Origin of the sequence: Micromonospora sp. LHW51205, from assembly GCF_003315815.1 — a bacterium.
Lineage (GTDB): Bacteria > Actinomycetota > Actinomycetes > Mycobacteriales > Micromonosporaceae > Micromonospora > Micromonospora chalcea.
On sequence record NZ_QMEZ01000011.1, the window covers coordinates 44,093 to 63,814 of the forward strand.

At 72.5% G+C, this 19,722-nt stretch carries 17 protein-coding genes and 2 tRNA genes; 13 read left to right on the forward strand and 6 right to left on the reverse strand.

The features are described 5' to 3' along the window. Positions 1-60: 60 nt before the first annotated feature. The 3 genes from DQE82_RS28210 to DQE82_RS28220 all read left to right on the forward strand — a co-directional run bounded on the left by DQE82_RS28210 (position 61) and on the right by DQE82_RS28220 (position 3,065). The gene (locus DQE82_RS28210; RefSeq protein WP_043328460.1) at positions 61-2,184 is read left to right on the forward strand and encodes an ATP-dependent DNA helicase UvrD2; all 2,124 of its coding nucleotides are present in this window, start codon (positions 61-63) and stop codon (positions 2,182-2,184) included. Positions 2,185-2,313: 129 nt separating this feature from the next. After that, the gene (locus tag DQE82_RS28215) at positions 2,314-2,568 is read left to right on the forward strand and encodes a hypothetical protein (protein ID WP_113974679.1); all 255 of its coding nucleotides are present in this window, start codon (positions 2,314-2,316) and stop codon (positions 2,566-2,568) included. A 131-nt stretch (positions 2,569-2,699) separates the two neighbouring features. Further along, positions 2,700-3,065 carry a WhiB family transcriptional regulator gene (locus tag DQE82_RS28220; RefSeq protein ID WP_030503670.1) on the forward strand — a complete coding sequence of 122 codons (366 nt, stop codon included), beginning with the start codon at positions 2,700-2,702 and terminating at the stop codon, positions 3,063-3,065. A 317-nt stretch (positions 3,066-3,382) separates the two neighbouring features. Here the strand turns inward: DQE82_RS28220 and DQE82_RS28225 are convergent, their stop codons facing one another. The 3 genes from DQE82_RS28225 to DQE82_RS31265 form a co-directional block, all read right to left on the reverse strand. Continuing rightward, complete coding sequence (locus tag DQE82_RS28225) at positions 3,383-4,729, reverse strand: AarF/ABC1/UbiB kinase family protein (protein ID WP_113974680.1); 1,347 nt, start codon at positions 4,727-4,729, stop codon at positions 3,383-3,385. Between the two features lie 10 nt (positions 4,730-4,739). Continuing rightward, positions 4,740-5,741 (reverse strand): hypothetical protein, encoded by a 1,002-nt coding sequence (locus DQE82_RS28230; protein WP_147265176.1) that lies wholly within the window; start codon positions 5,739-5,741, stop codon positions 4,740-4,742. A 169-nt stretch (positions 5,742-5,910) separates the two neighbouring features. Continuing rightward, positions 5,911-6,078 carry a DUF5679 domain-containing protein gene (locus tag DQE82_RS31265; protein WP_007464795.1) on the reverse strand — a complete coding sequence of 56 codons (168 nt, stop codon included), beginning with the start codon at positions 6,076-6,078 and terminating at the stop codon, positions 5,911-5,913. Positions 6,079-6,549: 471 nt separating this feature from the next. Here DQE82_RS31265 and DQE82_RS28235 point away from each other — a divergent pair, with 471 nt between their 5' ends. Both DQE82_RS28235 and DQE82_RS28240 read left to right on the forward strand, forming a co-directional pair. Then, positions 6,550-7,071 carry a M48 family metallopeptidase gene (locus DQE82_RS28235; protein ID WP_043328464.1) on the forward strand — a complete coding sequence of 174 codons (522 nt, stop codon included), beginning with the start codon at positions 6,550-6,552 and terminating at the stop codon, positions 7,069-7,071. Between the two features lie 115 nt (positions 7,072-7,186). Beyond that, a complete protein-coding gene (locus DQE82_RS28240) occupies positions 7,187-7,807 on the forward strand; it encodes a hypothetical protein (protein ID WP_113974682.1) in 621 nt (206 codons plus the stop codon). Positions 7,808-7,994: 187 nt separating this feature from the next. Here DQE82_RS28240 and DQE82_RS28245 read toward each other — a convergent pair whose 3' ends face one another. After that, positions 7,995-9,266 carry a zinc-dependent metalloprotease gene (locus DQE82_RS28245; RefSeq protein ID WP_082931089.1) on the reverse strand — a complete coding sequence of 424 codons (1,272 nt, stop codon included), beginning with the start codon at positions 9,264-9,266 and terminating at the stop codon, positions 7,995-7,997. A gap of 115 nt (positions 9,267-9,381) precedes the next feature. On the opposite strand from DQE82_RS28245, the gene DQE82_RS28250 reads away from it, so the two are divergent. From DQE82_RS28250 to DQE82_RS28280, 7 genes are all read left to right on the forward strand, one after another. Next, positions 9,382-10,395 (forward strand): PDZ domain-containing protein, encoded by a 1,014-nt coding sequence (locus DQE82_RS28250; RefSeq protein WP_176722737.1) that lies wholly within the window; start codon positions 9,382-9,384, stop codon positions 10,393-10,395. Positions 10,396-10,522: 127 nt separating this feature from the next. After that, on the forward strand, positions 10,523-13,525 hold the full coding sequence (locus DQE82_RS28255; RefSeq protein ID WP_233514814.1) for a UPF0182 family protein: 3,003 nt from the start codon (positions 10,523-10,525) through the stop codon (positions 13,523-13,525). Positions 13,526-13,673: 148 nt separating this feature from the next. Beyond that, a complete protein-coding gene (locus DQE82_RS28260) occupies positions 13,674-14,183 on the forward strand; it encodes an RNA polymerase sigma factor (RefSeq protein ID WP_043328470.1) in 510 nt (169 codons plus the stop codon). Beyond that, positions 14,173-15,102, forward strand: a complete 930-nt coding sequence (locus DQE82_RS28265; RefSeq protein WP_113974684.1) for a hypothetical protein — start codon at positions 14,173-14,175, stop codon at positions 15,100-15,102. The genes DQE82_RS28260 and DQE82_RS28265 overlap by 11 nt, the downstream gene beginning before the upstream one ends. A gap of 50 nt (positions 15,103-15,152) precedes the next feature. Beyond that, positions 15,153-15,226, forward strand: a tRNA-Met gene (locus DQE82_RS28270). A gap of 136 nt (positions 15,227-15,362) precedes the next feature. Then, positions 15,363-15,436, forward strand: a tRNA-Met gene (locus DQE82_RS28275). 108 nt (positions 15,437-15,544) lie between these two features. Next, a complete protein-coding gene (locus tag DQE82_RS28280) occupies positions 15,545-15,793 on the forward strand; it encodes a hypothetical protein (protein ID WP_043328474.1) in 249 nt (82 codons plus the stop codon). Between the two features lie 115 nt (positions 15,794-15,908). Here the strand turns inward: DQE82_RS28280 and DQE82_RS28285 are convergent, their stop codons facing one another. Continuing rightward, positions 15,909-17,234 carry an ABC transporter substrate-binding protein gene (locus DQE82_RS28285; protein ID WP_043328476.1) on the reverse strand — a complete coding sequence of 442 codons (1,326 nt, stop codon included), beginning with the start codon at positions 17,232-17,234 and terminating at the stop codon, positions 15,909-15,911. A 124-nt stretch (positions 17,235-17,358) separates the two neighbouring features. On the opposite strand from DQE82_RS28285, the gene DQE82_RS28290 reads away from it, so the two are divergent. After that, positions 17,359-18,192, forward strand: coding sequence for a phosphoribosylaminoimidazolesuccinocarboxamide synthase (locus DQE82_RS28290; protein WP_043328477.1), 834 nt, complete (start codon positions 17,359-17,361; stop codon positions 18,190-18,192). A 3-nt stretch (positions 18,193-18,195) separates the two neighbouring features. Here the strand turns inward: DQE82_RS28290 and glpK are convergent, their stop codons facing one another. Next, positions 18,196-19,680 carry a glycerol kinase GlpK gene (gene glpK / locus DQE82_RS28295; RefSeq protein ID WP_199496147.1) on the reverse strand — a complete coding sequence of 495 codons (1,485 nt, stop codon included), beginning with the start codon at positions 19,678-19,680 and terminating at the stop codon, positions 18,196-18,198. Between the last annotated feature and the right edge of the window lie 42 nt (positions 19,681-19,722).

Consider the following 19,722-nt stretch of genomic DNA (forward strand, 5'->3'; position numbering starts at 1 on the left):
GGTCCGATCAGGCCAGGCTAACCGCTGCAACGTCACACGATGCTGGGATGATTCCCTGCTGTGGGCGTTCACTCAGGTGCGGAACGGGTGCTGGCCGGGCTGGATCCGGAGCAGCGGTCCGCGGTGACCGCCCCGGCCGGGCCGGTCTGCATCCTGGCCGGCGCCGGCACCGGCAAGACGCGGGCGGTGACGTCGCGGATCGCGTACCGGGCGCTGACCGGCGACATCGCCGGCCGGCACGTGCTGGCGGTCACGTTCACCGCCCGCGCCGCGGCCGAGATGCGCAGCCGCCTCACCGTGCTCGGCGTGCAGGGGGTGCAGGCGCGCACGTTCCACGCGGCGGCGCTGCGGCAGGTCCGCTACTTCGCGCCCCGGCTGCTGGCCGGGCGGGCCATGCCGGAGCTGCTGGACAGCAAGGTGCGGGTGGTCACGCTCGCCGCCGCCAAGGTCGGGCTGCGCGCCGACCGGGCCGCCGCGCGCGACCTCGCCGCCGAGATCGAATGGGCCAAGTCGTCGCTGGTCGAGCCCGGGGAATACGTGGTCGCCGCGGCCAAGGCGCTGCGCGAGACGCCGTACGAGCCGGCCCGGGTGGCCGACGTGTTCGACGCGTACGAGCGGCTCAAGCGCGGCAACGGGGTGATCGACTTCGAGGACATGCTGCGCGCCGCGGTCTGGGGCATCGAGGAGCACCCGGACGTCGCCGAGCAGGTGCGCAACCAGTACCGGCACTTCGTGGTCGACGAGTACCAGGACGTCAACCCGCTCCAGCAGCGGCTGCTGGAGGCGTGGCTGGGTGGCCGGGACGACCTGACAGTGGTCGGCGACGCCAGCCAGACGATCTACTCGTTCACCGGCGCGACCTCGTCGTACCTGGTCGACTTCCCCCGGCTGCACCGGGGCGCGACAGTGGTCCGGCTGGTCCGCGACTACCGCTCCACCCCGCAGGTGGTCGGGCTGGCCAACGCGGTGATCTCCCAGGCGCGGGGCACCGAGGCGCGGCTGCGGCTGGAGCTGCACGGCCAGCGCCGGCCCGGTCCGGAGCCGGAACTGCGGATCTTCACCGACGAGCCGGCCGAGGCGAACGCGGTCGCCGCCCGCTGCCGGGCGCTGGTCGCGGGCGGCACCCCGGCGCGGGAGATCGCTGTGCTGTTCCGCACCAACGCGCAGTCCGAGGCGTACGAGAAGGCGCTTTCCGAGGCCGGCGTGCCGTACGTGCTCCAGGGCGCGGAGCGGTTCTTCGAACGGCCCGAGGTGCGCCAGGCGATGATCGCGCTGCGCGCCGCCACCCGGTCGGCGTCCGTCGACACGCCGCTGCCGGCCGCCGTGGTCGAAGGGCTCTCGGCGGTCGGCTGGGCGCCCGACGCGCCCCCGCCCGGCGGCGCCGCGCGCGAGCGGTGGGAGGCGCTCGCCGCGCTGGTCCAGCTCGCCGAGGAGTACGCCGCCGACGCCGAGGCGGAGCCGGGGCTGACCGGGTTCACCGAGGAACTGGCCCGGCGGGCCGCCCAGCAGCACGTGCCCACCGTCGAGGGGGTCACGCTCGCGTCGCTGCACTCGGCGAAGGGGCTGGAGTGGGACGCGGTGTTCCTGGTCGGGCTGGCCGAGGGCACGCTGCCCACCACGTACGCGAAGACCATGGAGCAGGTCGAGGAGGAACGGCGGCTGCTCTACGTCGGGATCACCCGGGCCCGGGAGTGGCTCTGGCTGTCGTACGCCACGGCGCGCTCGCCGGGTGGGCGGGCCCGGCGGCCGTCGCGGTTCCTGCCGCAGCTCGACCGCTCCGGCGGCGGCGAGCGGGCCGGCGGCGGCGGACCGGCGCGGCGGGCCGAGCGGCGCCGGCCGCAGGTGGTCTCGTGCCGGATCTGCGGCGCGACGCTGCTCGCCGGCGCGGACCGCAAACTGGGCCGCTGCCCGACCTGCCCGTCGGACATCGACGAGGAGCTGTACGAACGGCTGCGCGATTGGCGGCAGCGGGTCGCGGGAGCGCAGAAGGTGCCGGCGTACGTGGTCTTCACCGACGCCACGCTCACCGCGCTGGCCGAACGGAAGCCCGGTCGCACCGAGGAACTGGTGGCGATCGCCGGGATCGGGCCCCGAAAAGTCGGGCTTTACGGTGATACGGTCCTCGCCCTGGTGGCGGGCGCCACGGTGGACGAGGTCTGCTCACAGAAAACTTCTGAAAACTAGCCGTAAATCGTTTGCCCTCGCCCGAGGGCGAGGAATAGCCTCATGACACACCTCGCGAGCGGCGCTGTTCTGGCTGCTCAACGGGGATGAGTCCACGGTCGGCACGAGGAGAGTAGGGAGGTGGCACCAGTGAAGATCTTCAACTATGAGCGTCTCGCGGCGATGCCGTCTGCCGTCGCTCCGCTGTCGGCTGTCCGGGTGGCCCTCGCCGCTCGACCGTCGGCTCCGCAGGTGCACCAGGTCCAGGTTCAGGCCGAGCTGAACCTGACCGTTGCGCCGATCGCCGGAGTCGAGGGGACCAGTGGCTTCGCGGGCAAGGGCATCGATGGCGCCAAGAAGCGCACGGATGTCCGCGGCGTTCCACCTCGAGGTATACCGGTCTGATCCATCAGACGCCGGCTCACCTCGAGGCCGCGGAACCCGCATACCGGGATCCGCGGCCTCAGTTTTTTGTCCCGCCGAAGTACGTCGGAATGCGATCCACGAGATCGAAGTGAGAGAGAGGTGACCGGAGGATGAGTCTGGCGTTGGCCCCCCTCGACGTGAGCGTCGACGTGGAGGCGAACCTGCCCTGCCGGAAGTTCGACCCCGACCTGTGGTTCTCCGACTCGCCCGCCGAGCTCGAGCTGGCCAAGTCGCTCTGCGGGGACTGCCCGCTGCGCGTCGAGTGCCTGGCCGGGGCGGTCGAGCGAGCCGAGCCCTGGGGCGTCTGGGGCGGCGAGATCTTCGAGCGTGGCGCGGTCGTCCCGCGCAAGCGGCCCCGTGGCCGTCCGCGCAAGGAGGACCTCGCCCGCGACGCGCAGCTCCGGGTCGAGGCGGAGGCGCGACTGGCGGCCAGCGGGCTGTCCGAGTCGCGTAGCGCCGTCCGGCTGGCAGCCTGACACACCTACGTTCCAAGACCGACCGATGCCGGTGTCCCTCCACCGGCCGACCTGAGAGAGAAATTCTGATGCTGAACCTGCCGAACGGATTCGAGATGCAACTACTCCACGAAGCGTTGTCCAGGGCCCGAATGCGCCGGCCTCAGGCCGGTCGCACCACCACGAGCACTGAGGCAACCCGTTCCGCCCGTACCGTCGCCATGCGGAGTCGCAGCCAGTCGGCACGCGACCTGGGCGTCCTGTAGAACGATCGCGTGAGGAAGGGGCGGTGACCTGCTGGTCACCGCCCCTTCGCCTGTTCCGTGCCCAGCCGGTGCTCAGGGCACCGGCGCGAAGCCGGGCAGCCAGCGTTCCAGGATCGACCGGTAGGACGCCTTCGCCTCCAGCTGGCAGAGCACGCCGATCGAACCCAGCGTGACCCGGTGGATCATCAGATACGACGGGGGCAGGTTGAGCTGGCGGCTGAGCTGGTACGCGGGGGAGCGGGGACTGGCCAGCCGGGTCGCCTCGGCGCGCAGCCAGGCCCGGGTGAAGCGGAACTCGTCGGCCGCGATCGGCTCCAGCATCGGACGCAGGAAGTCGAGCATCGCCGGGGCGTCGATCGACTCGGTGCGGCTGACGAAGCCCTCGGCGCGCAGCCCCTCCACCACGGCGTCGGCGTCGCCGTTCAGCGCGAGCGCCGCGATCCGGCCGATCGGCTCCGGCGTGCCCTGCGGCATCCGGGCCACCGCGCCGAAGTCGATCACGCCGAGCCGCCCGTCCGGCAGCAGCCGGAAGTTGCCCGGGTGCGGGTCGGCGTGCAGCAACCCGGCCCGCTCCGGCGCGGACAGGTGCAGCTCGGCCATCAGCCGGCCGGCCTCGTCGCGCTGCTCCTCGGTGCCCTCCCGGATGATCTGGGACAGCGGGATGCCCTCCACCCACTCGGTGATCAGCACCCGGGGCGCGGCGTCGAGCACCTCCGGGATGAAGATGTCCGGGTCGTCGGCGTACGCGGCGGCGAACGCCCGCTGCGACTCCGCCTCCAGCTCGTAGTCCAGCTCCTCGGTGATGCGCTCGCGCAGCTCGGCCAGGAGCGGCTTCACGTCCAGCCCCGGCTGGATCGCCCGGAACATGCCGCCGAGCCGGGAGAGCTGCTTGAGATCGGCGAGCAGGGCGTCACCTGCGCCCGGGTACTGGATCTTCACGGCCACGTCCCGGTGCTGCGGGCCGCCGTTCGGGCCGTACCCGGGGTCGCGCCAGAGGGCGCGGTGCACCTGGCCGATGCTGGCCGCCGCGGCCGGGGTGTCGTTGAACTCGACGAACCGGTCGCGCCAGTCCGGGCCGAGCTGCTCGGCGAGCACCTTGTGCACTGTCGCCGCCGGCAGCGGCGGGGCGGCCTCCTGGAGCTTGGTGAGCGCCTGCCGGTAGGGTGCGGCCACCTCCTCGGGCAGCGCCGCCTCGAACACCGACAGGGCCTGGCCGAACTTCATCGCCCCGCCCTTGAGCTGCCCGAGCACGCTGAACAGCTGCTCGGCGGTGCGCTGCTGGATCTCGGCGGAGATGACGTCGGACGCGAGCCCGGTCACCCGCTTGCCCATGCCGAGGACGGTTCGACCGGCGAATCCGAGCGGCAGGGCGGCGAGTTTGGCGGTGCGGGACACGGCCCGGCGCGGGATGTCGGTCACCCGGCCATTGTTACCGACTTGGGGCCCTCGCTGCTGCCGTGCGGCCGGGAGCGGCCGGGGCCGACCGGATCGGGCGACGCCGGCAGCAGCCACAGGAGGGGTGCGGCGGCCACCGTCGGTGACGCACCCGGCCCGGGGCTGCGACCTCCACCGCGCCGCCGAGCTGGGCGGCGAGCGCCGGCCAGTCCGGGTCCCGGTCGCCGCGGTGCAGGTCGAGGCAGCGCAGGCACGGACCGACGGGTGGGCGGACCAGCGGGCCGATCACGGGTACGCCGCCGCGCAGGTCGAGCAGCAGGTGGGGCTGGCGTCGGCGGGCGTACCCGGTGGCCAGCAGCTCGGCCGGCCGGTCCACGCCGAGCTGCACCACCAGGTCCGGCCGGGCCGCCCGGATCGGGGTCGTGGCAGTGCCCGGCGCGCACCGCTCCAGCGCCGCGCGTACCGCCGGGCCCAGCGGCCGGCCCAGCTCCGCGGCGGTCAGGCCGGTCCCGACCAGGTCGCCGACGCCGACCGGGCCGGCCAGATCGGGTACGACGTGCCCGACGCCGGCCTGGGCCAGCGCGACGGCGACCGCCGCGCCGAGTCGTCCCGTGCCGGTGACCAGCACCCGGGCGGACCGGCGGCGGCGCAGCAGCCGGGCCGGTGTGCCGGGCAGGTCGGGGCAGGTAAGCGCCAGCGCGGCGGCCTCAGCTGCCAACCGGGTCCGGACCGCGCCGGCGAGGTCACGGGGGAACAGGGCCTGCGCGGGCACCACCAGGCCGGCGTTGCGGAGCGTGTCGAGCAGCGCGCGTGCCTCGTCGGGCGGCACCCGGGCGGCGCCGGCCTCGGCCAGCACGGCGCGTTCGCTGCGGGTGCCGTCGAGCAGGTCGAGCAGGCGGGCCGTGCCCGGCGAGGACATCTCCAGCAGCACCGCCCGGCCGGGCAGCTCACCGAGTTGGAGCGTGTGGCGGTCGCGCCAGAGCCGGGTCAGGCCGGGCAGCAGGATCGGACGGACGAGCGGTGTCGGATCGGTCACGGCACCGATAGTGACCGTCTCCAAGCGCTCCGTCGTTCGTTGTCCACAGGTGCGGCGAGCCGTGGCCAGCCTTGTCCACAGGATCTCGCCGGTTTTCCACAACTGGCGGGTAACTGTGTCGGTTACCCGACGGGGAGGGCGGCCGAAGGCCGCCCTCCCCGTGGAGCGGTCAGACCTTGGCCTTGCCCAGGATGCGGTTCACTGTTGTGCCGCACACCGGGCACTTGCCCTTGGCCATGTTCATGCCGGTCTTCGAGACCTCCACGTGCCCCTCGAAGTCCCGCTTCTCCTTGCACTTGACGCAGTAACCGTTGTAGGTCTGGGCCTGGTCGGCCACGGTAGCCTCCTCGTCTCGTCCGCCGGAGGTTGTCCCGGCGGTCTCCCTGCGGCCGAACGTGACGTCGGCGCCGGGGGGTTCTCCGCGATCAGTCACCTGACCGTGGTTGGCGGACCCTACCCAGGTCTGGGCGGTTCCATGTCAGCTGTACGCCGACTCTGTGAGCTAGTCGACGTCGAGAGTGTGCATGCCGAGTTACGTCGGATAAGTCAGTTTCGCGCGGACACGCCGGGTAAAAGCGCCCAGATCCCCTTCGTGTGCCCCTGACGCCGGTCACTCACCGTAGATCACTTAACGTTGCAGAGGGTCGGTTGGTGATGGTCATCTACCAGCGCAAAGAATTTTTTCTGGACTCCTGACAATCAACCGCCATTTTCCGGGCGCGTGTCGTCGTGTTGACTCTTGCGGAGTCCTGGTCAGTACGCATTAGCTTTCCATCGTGACAGTCAACCGAGGCTGCGCGGGCCGGTAATGGCCGTGACGCGGAAGCCCGTCGTCGAGGTACGGCGCAGTCAGCGCCGGCGGCGCACGGTGTCCGCGTACCGGGACGGGGAGCGCGTCGTCGTGCTGATCCCCGACCAGTTCTCCCGGGCCGAGGAGAGCGAGTGGGTCGACCGGATGCTGGCCCGGCTCGCCGCCCGCGAGGGCCGGCTCGCCCGCTCGGACGCCGAACTGCTCGCCCGCGCCCGCCGCCTGATCGACAGCTACCTTCCCGAGTACGGCTCGGCCGCCGTGCCCGCGAGCGTGCGCTGGGTGACCAACCAGAACGGCCGCTGGGGCTCCTGCACCCCCGCCGACCGCACCATCCGGATCTCGCACCGGATCCAGGACATGCCCGACTGGGTGATCGACTACGTCCTCCTGCACGAGCTGACGCACCTCATCGTGCCCAGTCACAACGCCGAGTTCTGGGCGCTGGTCGCCCGGTACCCGCGCTCGGAGCGGGCGCGCGGCTACCTGGAGGGCGTGGCCGCCACCGCCGCCATCCCCTGACCGCGCCCCCGCCCTCTGGCGCCCGCGCGGTCGATCATGAAGTTGACCTGGTGATCCGTCCGTTTCGTCACCGTCAACTTCATGATCGCGTGTGGGGTGGGGTTAAGGTCGGCGGGTGTCCCGACGTGTGGTGGTGGCGTTGCTCGGCCCGGTGACCTGGACGCCGCCCGGAATCGAGCCGGCGCGATGGCGTACCGCCCTCGCCGAGGACGTGGTGGACCTGCTGGCCACGCTGAACGAGGTGGAGACCGCCGTCGCGGTCGCCGCGCGGGACCGCTGGCTGGCCGACGCCGTGGTCTGGCCCGGCACCCCGGTGTACGAGGTGCCGGAGCCGACGCCGAACGCGGTGTTCGCGACGCTCGCCGCTGCCGGCCCGGAGGCGGTCTACGACCAGGTGGCAGTGGTGGCGGCGGACGCGCCGGACGTGCCGGGGCTGACGCTCGGCAAGCTGCTGCGGCCGCTGACCACCCGGCCGGTGGCGGTGGCCCCGGTCGAGGGAGGCGGAACCGGGCTGCTGGGAGTGGCTGCTCGACTGCCCGTACCGGCGTGGTTGCCGGCGCTGGACCTGGACACGACCGCGCCGGCCGAGGTGCGCCGGGCCGCGCCGAGCCCGGGGGACGTGGCGGTCACCGCCGGCTGGCGCCGGATGCGCGGTCCCGCCGACCTGGCCGCGCTCGACCCGGCCGTCGAGGGCTGGGAGGCCACCCGGGCCCTGCTGTCCGGCCGCCCCGTCTGACCCCTGTCCCTACTGCCTCGCCGCGCATCCGGCCACTCCGCGCATCCGGCCACTCCGCGCATCCGGCCACTCCGCCGATCTTGGAGTTGTGGTGCCTGACAAACGTCGCTACTCGGGCATCCTGGGCGCCACAACTCCAAGATCGACGGGCCGGGCCGGGCCGGGGCGGGCCCGGGGGTGTACTGCGTCAGCGCTTGTCGTCGTCCTCGCCGGGGGACTTCTCCTCCGGGGCGCCCGGCGCGGAGAAGTCGAAGTTCGCCAGCTCGTCGTCGAGATCGGTGCTGGTCGTGGCGAACGCCTCCGGCGCGGCGAAGTCGTCGTCGGAGGGCAGCAGGTCCGGGTGGCCCCAGATCGCGTCCCGGCCGGCGATGCCGCGGTGCTCGGTCAGCGCCGCCCACAGCACAGTGGCCTCGCGCAGCCGGCGGGGCCGCAGTTCGAGACCGACGAGCGCGGCGAACGTCTGCTCGGCCGGGCCACCCGCGGCGCGGCGGCGGCGGAACGCCTCGCCGAGGCGTACGACGTTGGGGAGGCGGTCACCGGCGGCGCTGTCGACGACGTGGCAGACCCAGCCCTCGACCAGGGCGAGTACGGTCTCCAGCCGGGCCAGCGACGCCTTCTGCGCGGGAGTGTCCTCGGGCGTGAAGATGCCCTCCAGCGCGATCGCCTGCATCGACTCCGGGTCGGTCGGGTCGACCCGGCCCATCGCCTCCTCGATCGCCTCCCGGTTGACCCGGATGCCCGCGGCGTAGTTCTCCACCGCGGTCAGCACGTGCCCGCGCAGCCACGGCACGTGCTGGAACAGCCGCTGGTGGGCGGCCTCGCGCAGGGCCACGTAGAGGCGTACCTCGTCCTCGGGCAGCTCCAGGCCCTCGCCGTACGCCTTGATGTTGGCGGGGACGAGCGCGGCGGTGCCGGCGGGGCCGAGCGGCAGGCCGATGTCGCCGGCGGAGAGCACCTCGGCGGCGAGCGAGCCGAGCGCCTGGCCGAGCTGGCCGCCGAAGAGGGCGCCGCCGAGCGTGGCGACCATCGACTGCATCGGGCCGAGCTGGGCGCGGGCCTCCGGCGGCACCAGGTCGCCCATCGCGCCGACCATCCGGCTGGCGACCGGGTCGCAGAGCTTGCGCCACACGTCGAGCGTCTTGAAGATCCACTCGTTGCGGTTCCAGGCGACCGAGGTGCGGATGCCGGAGGGCCACGAGGTCGCCGGCTCCAGCCAGAGGTCGGCGATGCGCAGCGCCTCCTCGACCGCGTTGCGTTCGAACGGCGACACCGCCGGGTCGCCGGCGGCGGCGAGCTGGCTGGCGGCTACCTGCCGGGCCAGGTCCCAGTTGACCGGCCCGCTGCCCGGCGCCGAGAGCAGGTGCTGCAACTGCGACATGAACTGCTGCATCGCCGCGGGATCGTTGGGGTCCGGTGGTTGACCACCCGGGAGCGCGAAACCGAACGGAATATCAGGCACGACGTCTACGGTACGCGGGCCCCGCCGCAGGTCGTGCCACTCGGCGTTGCGCTGAGGGCGAAGTCCTCGGGTCACCGCGCCGGGCGGCGGGGCGCGGATCGGTACGCTCTGGCGCATGAGACGTCGCGGCGTGACCGTCCTGCTCGGTGCCCTGCTCACCGCACTGCTCAGCGTCGGTGTGCTGAGCGTGCCGCTGCCGTACGTGGTGCTCGGCCCGGGTCCGACGGTGAACACGCTGGGCAGCGAGGACGGCAAGGAGGTCATCCAGGTGACCGGCCGCTCGACGTCGACGTCCGCCGGTCAGCTCCGGCTCACCACGGTCGGCGTGCAGCCGACGGTGCGGCTCCGTTCGGCGCTGGCCGGATGGTTCTCCTCGGACGAGGCGGTGGTGCCGCGCGAGCTGGTCTACCCGCCGGGGCAGTCGCAGGAGGAGGTCGAGAAGCGCAACGCGGAGGACTTCCAGAACTCGCAGACCAGCGCCGAGACGGCGGCCCTGCGTGAGCTGGGCTACCCGATCAAGGTGCTGGTCAAGGCGGTCACGGCGGGCGGGCCGTCGGCCGACGTGCTGCGCCCCGACGACGTGCTCACCTCGGTCGACGGGGTGCCGGTGACGAGCGCGGCCAAGCTGACCGAGCTGATCCGGTCGAAGCCGGCCGGCACCGCGCTGCGGATCGGCTACACCCGTGGTGACACCCCGGGCACGGCCACGGTGACCAGCCAGGAGCAGGACGGCCGGCCGCGGATCGGCGTGGAGATCGATCAGCAGCAGCCGCACCCGTTCACCCTCAAGATCGACCTGGGGGACATCGGCGGGCCGAGCGCCGGGCTGATGTTCTCGCTCGGCATCATCGACAAGCTGGAGCCGGCCGACCTGACCGGCGGCAAGATCATCGCCGGTACCGGCACCATCGACGACGAGGGCCGCGTCGGCCCGATCGGCGGTATCGCGCAGAAGCTCGTCGGCGCCAAGGAGGCCGGCGCGAACGCGTTCCTGGTGCCCGCCGACAACTGCGCCGAGGCCGTCCGCAACCCGCAGCCGGGCCTGCCGATGCTGAAGGTCGCCACGCTGGACGAGGCATTGAAGGCACTCGAGGCGCTGCGTACCGGGGGGCAGCCGACGCGCTGCTGAACCGGCCGGGACCACGACTGCTGTGCCGATCGTGACGTGACCTTGACCCGACGTGCTCAGGATGACCCCGTACTCTTGGTGCCTGGTCGGAGCCGATCACATCGAGCGTGCGGAGCCAACAGTGGTCATGCGTAGCAGTCCCTTGCCGAGGATGAGCCGACGCGGACGCGTCACCATCGGTGTCCTGATCGGGGTGTTCGTCTTGTTCACCCTGCTCGGCTGGGGCGTCAACGCATGGACGGACTGGCTCTGGTTCAACGAGGTCCGCTACACCCAGGTCTTCACCGGCGTGCTCGCCACCCGGCTGCTGCTGTTCCTGGTGGTCGGCGTCGGCATGGCGCTGATCGTGGCCGGCAACCTCTGGCTCGCCTACCGGCTGCGACCCCGGATGCGCCCGCACTCGGCCGAGCAGGCCACGCTGGAGCGCTACCGGATGCTCCTGAGCCCTCGCCTCGGCACCTGGATCGCGCTCGCCGCCGCCGTCGTCGGGCTGTTCGCCGGCCTGTCCGCGCAGAGCCGGTGGAGCCAGTGGCTGCTGTTCCGCAACGGCGGCGACTTCGGCGTGAAGGACCCCGAGTTCGGCATCGACGTCGGCTTCTACGTCTTCCAGCTCCCGTTCTGGCGCTACCTGCTCGGCGTCGGCTTCACCGCCGTCGTGCTGTCCCTGCTCGGCGCGCTCGCCGTGCACTACATCTTCGGCGGGGTGCGGCTGCAGGGCGTCGGCGACCGGATGACGAACGCCGCCCGCGCCCACCTCAGCTCGCTGGTCGCGTTCTTCGTGCTGCTCAAGGCCGTCGCGTACGTGCTGGACCGGCGGGCCATGCTGCTGGAGTACAACGACAGCGCCAAGCTCTACGGCGCCGGCTACGCCGACGTCAACGCGCTGCTGCCGGCGAAGGAGATCCTCGCCTGGATCTCCGTCCTGGTGGCGCTGGCGATCATCGTGTTCTCCAACGCGGTCATGCGGAACCTGGTCTGGCCGGGCATCTCGCTCGCCCTGCTCGGCGTCTCCGCGGTCGCGATCGGCGGCATCTACCCGTGGGCCGTGCAGACGTTCGAGGTCAAGCCGAGCGCCCGGGACAAGGAAGCGCCGTACATCGAACGCAGCATCAAGGCCACCCGCACCGCGTTCGGCCTCGAAGGCACGAAGACCACACCGTACGCGGCGAGCAACCTCGTTCCACCCGCCAGCCTGGCCACCGACACCTCGGTGGTGCAGAACATCCGGCTGCTCGACCCGCAGCTGGTCTCCGAGACGTACACCCAGCTCCAGCAGGTACGTGGCTTCTACGACTTCGGCTCGAAGCTGGACATCGACAGGTACTCGGTCAAGGACAAGACCTCCGACTACGTGGTCGGCGTCCGTGAGATCAACTACGGCGAGCTGACCGACCAGCAGAGCAACTGGATCAACCGCCACACCGTCTACACCCACGGGTACGGCCTGGTGGCCGCCCCGGCGAACCAGGTGGTCTGCGGCGGGCAGCCGTACTTCGTCTCCGGATTCCTGGGCGAGAAGGCGCAGGAGGCGTGTTCCTCGCCGGCCGAGGAGATCCCGGCCCAGCAGCCGCGGATCTACTACGGCGAGCGGATGGAGCCGGGGGACTACGCGATCGTCGGGCAGAACGGCGACCGCAACGTCGAGTTCGACCGGCCCACCTCCACCGGCGGCGAGCAGTACTACACCTACAGCGGCGAGGGTGGCGTCAAGATCGGTTCGTTCCCGCGCCGCCTGCTCTACTCGATCAAGGAGCAGGAGCCGAACTTCCTGCTCTCCGAGGCGGTCAACGAGAACTCGAAGCTGCTCTACGTGCGTAACCCGCGTGACCGGGTGGAGAAGGTCGCGCCGTTCCTCACGCTCGACGGCGACCCGTACCCGGCGGTCGTGAACGGCCGGGTCCTGTGGATCATCGACGGCTACACCACGGCGGCGACCTACCCGTACGCCGAGCGGGTCAACCTCCAGGCGGAGACCGCCGACGAGCTGACCGGCCGGGGCACGTTCCAGCTCGCCCGGGAGAACGTCAACTACATCCGCAACTCGGTGAAGGCGACAGTCGACGCGTACGACGGCACGGTCAAGCTCTACTCGTACGACGACACCGACCCGGTGCTCAAGGCGTGGAACAAGGCGTTCGGCGGTGACCTGGTGCTGCCCAAGGGCGACATCCCGGCCGAGCTGGCCGAGCACTTCCGCTACCCGGCGGACATGTTCAAGGTGCAGCGCAACCTGCTCACCAAGTTCCACGTCACCGACCCGGGCGACTTCTACTCCGGCCAGGACTTCTGGCAGGTGCCGAACGTGCCGGACGCGCCGGACAGCGGGCAGAAGCAGCCGCCGTACTACCTCTTCACCCAGTTCCCCGGGCAGGAGGGGCCACGCTTCCAGCTGACCTCCGCGGTCACCCCGAACGGGCGGCAGAACCTCGCCGCGCTGGTCTCCGGCTCGTACGTCGACGGCAAGCCCCAGCTGGAGGTGCTGGAGCTGCCGGACCAGACCCGGATCTCCGGGCCGACGCAGGTGCACCAGCAGATGACGAACAACGGCGACATCCGGCAGCAGCTCAACCTGCTCTCCTCCAACCAGGCCCAGGTACAGTACGGCAACCTGCTGTCGCTGCCGTTCGCCGACGGCATGCTCTACGTCGAGCCGGTCTACGTGAAGAGCAGCAACCAGGACGCGTACCCGCTGCTGCAGAAGGTGCTGCTCTCCTACGGTGACGGCGGCTCGTACGTGGTGCTCGCCAACAACCTCAACGACGGCATCAAGCAGCTCGTCGAACAGGGCAAGCGGGCGCCGAACAACAACCCGCCGCCGAGCACCGACGACAACGAGACGCCGACGCCGACGCCGACGCCGACGCCGACCGGGGGTGACAACAACACCCCGCCGGCGACCGGCGAACTGGCCCAGGCGGCGGCCCGGGTGCAGACCGCGATCAGCGAGGTCAAGGCCGCGCAGGCGTCCGGCGACTTCGAGCGGTACGGGCGCGCGCTGAAGGCGCTGGACGAGGCGATGAGCGCGTTCCAGCAGGCACAGTCCGCGGCCGGCGGCTCGGGCAACCCGGCGCCGTCGGGCAGCGCCTCACCGCCGGCGCCCACGTCGCCCGCGCCCACGCCGAGCGGCTGACGCCGAGCCGACACCACGAGCCCGTGGTCCGGGACCGCAACGGTCACCCGGACCCGGGCTCGTGTCGTCTTCCGGACTCCCCGCCCGCAACCCCGGACCGCACTGCGCCGTCAACAGTGCAGGTGGACGTGTGGGGGCGGGAGGGCACATGCGGGACGCGAACAGCTTCGACGACTTCTACCGCAGCACGTCGGGGCGGGCCATCCGGTACGGCTACGCGGTGGCCGGCGACCCGGCCGAGGCCCAGGACCTCGTGCAGGAGGCGTACGCGCGGGCCTGGCGGCAGTGGGCGAAGCTCGCCGCCCATCCCGCTCCGGAGGCGTGGCTGCGGCTGGTGATCAGCCGGCTGGCGGCCGACCGGTTCCGGCGGCTGCGCGGGTGGCGCCTCGCGGCCAGCCGCACCGGGCCGCCGCCCGACGTCGGGCCGCCGGGCGAGGACACCGTGCTGCTGGTCGGGGCGCTGCGGCAGCTTCCGCCCCGGCACCGGCAGGCGCTCGCCCTGCACTACCTGTTCGACCTGCCGGTGGAGGAGATCGCCCGGGAGGCCGGGGTTCCCGCCGGCACTGTGAAGTCCTGGCTGTCCCGGGGACGGGCCCGGCTGGCCGAGCTGTTGCCCGGCGTCGCCGCCGAGGAGCTGGAGGTCAACGATGTCGCCTGAACTGCACCGCTACTACCGGTCCCTCGCCGCCGACACGGACGAGCGGGTGCTGCCGGCGCCGGACCGGCTGCGCCGCAGCGCCGACCGCTGGGCCCGCCGCCGGGCCGCGCTGACCGTCCTGGCCGCCGCCGGGCTGGTCGCGGGCACGGTGGCCGGCAGCCAGCTCGTGCTCGCCGCCGGGCCGGGCCCCGACCCGGCTCCACCGCCCGCGGGTACGCCCACCCCGCGGCCGTCGTCCGTCGCGCCTTCGGCCGCGCCGTCGTCGCCGCCCCCGCCGTCGCCGTCCGTCGGCCGTACCCCCGGCTCGCGCAGCCCGGTCGTGACCACCACGCCGCCGGCCGCGAGTACCCCGACCAGCATCCCGGACCGGGCGTTCTTCGTGCTGCCCGCCGCGAACGACGCCGGTACCGGCAACTACTTCGGCCCGGGGCCGGTGCTGCCGGTGCTCTGCGGCGCGAGCCCCGGCGACGAGCGGGTGGTGGCGCGGCGGGCCCGGTCGCTGCCGTACCGGCGGGCCGGGGCCTCGGCCGACGAGGTGCCGTCGGGCAACTACCGGCACAGCATCACGATCTACCGGTCCGGCGGCGCCGGCGCCGCGCTGGCCGAGCTGCGCGCGGCGGTGCGGGCCTGCCCCGAGCAGCCCGCCCGGGGTACGCCGCCGGTGACGGTGCGGCAGCGTCTGCTGCCCGACAGCGGGTACGGCGACGAGTCGGTGCTGTTCGAGACGCGGACGCCGTACCGGGACGCGAACGGCGATCCGAGCGGCGGCGACGAGGTGCACCTGATCCGGGCGGTCCGCGTCGGTGACGTGGTGTCGCTGCTGTGGGAGCAGGGCTGGGAGAGCACCTCGACCGAGCGCGCCCAGTTCGACGCGGACAGCCGCCGGGCGGTCGAGGCGGTCCGGCGGTGGCTGGACTGAGTACCCGTTTTGCGCCTCCCCGGGTCGGTGCGCTACGGTTGTCGAGCCGACGCGGGGTGGAGCAGCTCGGTAGCTCGCTGGGCTCATAACCCAGAGGTCGCAGGTTCAAATCCTGTCCCCGCTACTCGTGACGAAGGGCCCCGGAGTTCTCTCCGGGGCCCTTCGCCGTTTCCGCCTGCCGCCGGTCCGCGCGGGCCGGCGGCAGGATCGGGGACCCGGCTGATCTCCGGGATCGGAGTGCGATAAGCTTTACGAGCCGACGCGGGGTGGAGCAGCTCGGTAGCTCGCTGGGCTCATAACCCAGAGGTCGCAGGTTCAAATCCTGTCCCCGCTACTCGTGACGAAGGGCCCCGGAATTCTTTCCGGGGCCCTTCGCCGTGTCCGGCGACATCCGCCCTCATCCACTGTGCCCCGGTTGCGGGTCTCGGCGAGGATGGGGGGCATGTCTGCATGGAACAAGTGGTGGGGCCGCCTGGGCGCGGTCCTCGGTACGGTCGTGCTCTCGGTGTTCGTGCCGGTCGCGGCCTGGGCGTCGTCGGGCACCGGCGAGATCGTGGTGGAGGCGGCGCGCCGGCGCGGCCGCGGCGGGTTCGGCTTCCTCGGCCTGCTCTGCTGCCTCGTGGTGGTCGGCGGCATCGTCCTGCTGGTGCTGCTGCTCACGCGCGGACGCCGCAACCGCCCTCCGCGCTGACCCCCGGGCCCGCCCGCCCCGGCTGATCATGAAGTTGGCGGTGCGCCGCGTCCGATTTGTCGCCGCCAACCTCATGATCGCCGGGCAGGGCGGTCGGTCGGGCGCGGCGGGCGGGTCAGCTCGCCAGGGCGGCGTTGGCCTGGGCCATGAAGCGCGAGGTGGCGGTGCGGGCGCCGGAGCGCTTGCCGCGGATGCTCTCGGCCGCGTCGATCAGCAGGGTGCGGACCTTGGCGTGTCCCTTGGGCGGCGGCGCGGGTGACGGACCGGCCAGCCCGTCCAGTTCGGCGCCGAGCGCGGCCATCCGCTTCTCGGACCGGTCGGTCAGCTCGCCGGCGACGAACGAGCGCACCTGCTTGCTGGCGTTGAGGCCGCGCTCCACGCCGAGGAGCCGGCCGGCCGCCACGTTCGTGGTCAGGAAGTCGATCACGTTCGCCACCACCTCCGGGTGGCGGGTGCCCTGGAAGCCGGCCCAGTACATCGACGCCCGGGGCCACTGGGCGGCGGGCGTGCCCGGAAAGGCCACCGCCGCCAGCTCGTCGTCGGTCAGGCGTTGCAGCTCCGGCAACTGGTGCGACCAGGCGAACGAGGCCGCTGTGTGCCCGGTGACCACGAGCTGGCGGGCCAGCTCGCCGCTGTCCGCCTGCTCGACCAGCGCGGCGCTCGGGGTGGCCCGGCCGAAGCGGGCCACCTCCCAGAACTCGAACCAGTCGAGCAGCTCGGCCGAGCTGAAACCGAGCTGCCGCCCCCGGTACATCTCGCTGCCCTGGCCGCGCAGCCACAGCCAGAGCGCCCGGTAGTCGCCGGAGGCGTCCATGGTGCCAGCCACCCGGTTGCCGGAGGCGCGGGTCACGCGGGCGGCCCAGGCGACGTACTCCTTCCAGGGCATCCCGGTGCGCGGCTCGGGCTGGCCCAGCCGGCGCAGCAGCGCGCGGTTGAACACCAGCGCCGCGCTGGTCTGCGCGGCCGCCACGCCCACGGTCCGCTCGTCCACCTGGCCGTAGCGGGCCAGCTGCGCCGGCACCTCGCGCAGGTCGATCCGCCCGTCGGTGGCGTACGGGCTGAGGTCGAGCAGGATGTCCCGGCCGGCGTACTCGGCGAGCAGCGTGTCGTCGATCTGGAACAGGTCCGGCGGGTTGCCGCCGGTGGCCTGGGTGGCCAGCCGGTCGTAGTAGCCGCTCAACCCCTGCCAGGTGACCCGGAAGCTGACCCGGGGGTTCTGCTGCGAGTACAGGCGCAGCGCCTGCTCGGTGGCCGCCGCCCGCCGGTCGCCGCCCCACCAGAACACCGACAGCTCGACCGGGCCGTCGTCGACGGCCGCCTCCTCCGGGCTGCACCCGGCCAGTGCCGGCAGCCCGCCGCCGAGCAGCGGCAGCCCGGCGAGCGCGCCGAGAAGCCGTCGCCGGTCCAGGCCGGGACGGGGTACGGACTGCGCAGCGGGCACGGATCTCTCTCCGAACGTCGGTGGACGGATCATTTCACCGGCCCCTACGGCGGGGTGTCAACGCCGGGCGGGACCTCCGGTGGGCGCGCCGGGCGGCCCTCGCCGGTCATGGTGTACTAGCGCCGTGGAACTTCTGCATTCGGGCAAGGTCCGGGACGTCTACGCCGACGGCGAGGACCTGATCCTGGTCGCCACCGACCGCGTCTCCATCTACGACGTGGTGCTGCCGACCCCGATCCCGGACAAGGGCCGCCTGCTCACCGCGCTGTCGCTGTGGTGGTTCGAGCAGCTGTCCGACCTGGTGCCGAACCACGTGATCTCGGCGACGGACGTGCCGGCGGAGTTCGCCGGCCGGGCGATCCGCTGCCGCCGGCTGGACATGGTGCCGGTCGAGTGCGTGGCCCGGGGCTACCTGACCGGCGGCGGCTTCGCCGAGTACCAGCGCACCGGCTCGGTCTCCGGGGTGCCGCTGCCGCGCGGCCTGGTCGAGGCGTCGATCCTGCCCGAGCCGATCTTCACGCCGTCGACGAAGGCGCCGAAGGGCGAGCACGACGAGCCGATCACGTACGAGCAGGTGGTCGATAAGGTCGGCCCGGAGGTCGCGGAGCGGCTGCGGCAGATCACCATCGACGTCTACCGGCGCGGCGCGGAGATCGCCGCCGAGCGGGGCATCCTGATCGCGGACACGAAGCTGGAGCTGGGCTGGGCGGCGGACGGCACGCTGGTTCTCGGCGACGAGGTGCTCACCTCCGACTCGTCCCGGTTCTGGCCGGCCGAGTCGTACCAGCCGGGCCGCGCCCAGTTCTCCTACGACAAGCAGTACGTGCGGGACTGGGCCACGTCCAGCGGCTGGGACAAGCAGCCGCCCGCGCCGGAGGTGCCGGCCGAGGTGATCGAGGCGACCCGGGCCCGCTACGTCGAGGTGTACGAGAAACTCACCGGCAACCGCTGGGACTGACGCTCACTCGGCCCAGTCGAGCGTGCGCTGGACCGCCTTGTGCCACTGACGCAGCTCACGCTCCCGGTGCGCCGGGTCCATCGTCGACTCCCACTGCGCGTCCGAACGCCACTTCTCGCGCAGCGTGGCCAGGTCCGGCCAGAACCCGACGGCCAGGCCGGCGGCGTACGCGGCGCCGAGGCACGTCGTCTCGGTGATCCGGGACCGTACGACCGGCACGGCCAGCACGTCGGCGAGGAACTGCATGAGCAGCTCGTTGCCGGTCATCCCGCCGTCGACCCGCAGCCGGCGCAGCGCCACGTCGGAGTCGGCGTTCATCGCGTCGACCACCTCGCGGGTCTGGAACGCTGACGCCTCCAGCACCGCGCGGGCCAGGTGCCCCTTGGTGATGTAGCCGGTCAGCCCGGCGATCACGCCCCGGGCGTCGCTGCGCCAGTGCGGGGCGAACAGGCCGGAGAAGGCCGGCACCACGTAGCAGCCGCCGTTGTCGTCGACGGTGCGGGCCAGCTCCTCGACCTGCGGGGCGGTGGAGATCAGGCCGAGGTTGTCGCGCAGCCACTGCACCAGCGAGCCGGTGACCGCGATGGCGCCCTCCAGCGCGTACACAGCGGGCTGGCCCTCGATCCGGTACGCCACGGTGGTGAGCAGGCCGTGCCGCGACGGCACCGGGCTGGCCCCGGTGTTGAGCAGCAGGAAGCTGCCGGTGCCGTAGGTGCACTTGGCCTCGCCGGGCTGGAAGCAGGTCTGCCCGAACAACGCGGCCTGCTGGTCGCCGAGCGCGCTCGCCACCGGCACCCCGGCCAGCACCCCCTGCGCGGTGCCGTACACCTCGGCCGAGCTGCGGATCTCGGGCAGCACGGCGGCCGGGACGCGCAGCGCGTCGAGCAGCTCCGGGTCCCAGTCGAGCGTCTCCAGGTCCATCAGCATGGTGCGGCTGGCGTTCGTCACGTCGGTGACGTGCCGGCCGGTCAGCTTCCAGATCAGCCAGCTGTCCATGGTGCCGAACAGCACCTCGCCGCGCTCGGCCCGCTCGCGCAGCCCGTCGACGTGGTCGAGCAGCCAGCGCAGCTTCGGCCCGGCGAAGTAGGTGGCCGGGGTCAGGCCGGTGCGGGCCCGCAGCCGCTCCTGGTCGTACGTCTCGGTCAGCTCCCGCAGCAGCGGGCCGGTGCGGGTGTCCTGCCAGACGATCGCGTTCGCCACCGGGCGGCCGGTCTCCCGGTCCCACACCACAGTGGTCTCCCGCTGGTTGGTGATGCCCACCGCGGCCAGCGACTCGGTGCCGATGTCGGCGCTGGCCAGCGCCTCGCGGACCACGTGCTCGACGTTCGTCCAGATCTCCTCGGCGTCGTGTTCCACCCAGCCGGGCCGGGGGAAGATCTGCCGGTGCTCGCGCTGGGCCACGGCGACGACCTCGCCGGCCCGGTCGAAGACGATGCAGCGCGACGACGTGGTGCCCTGGTCGATGGCGGCGACGAACTCTGCGGTCACGGCAGCACCGTACCCGCCGCGAGTGTCCACCGTCTCCTCCCG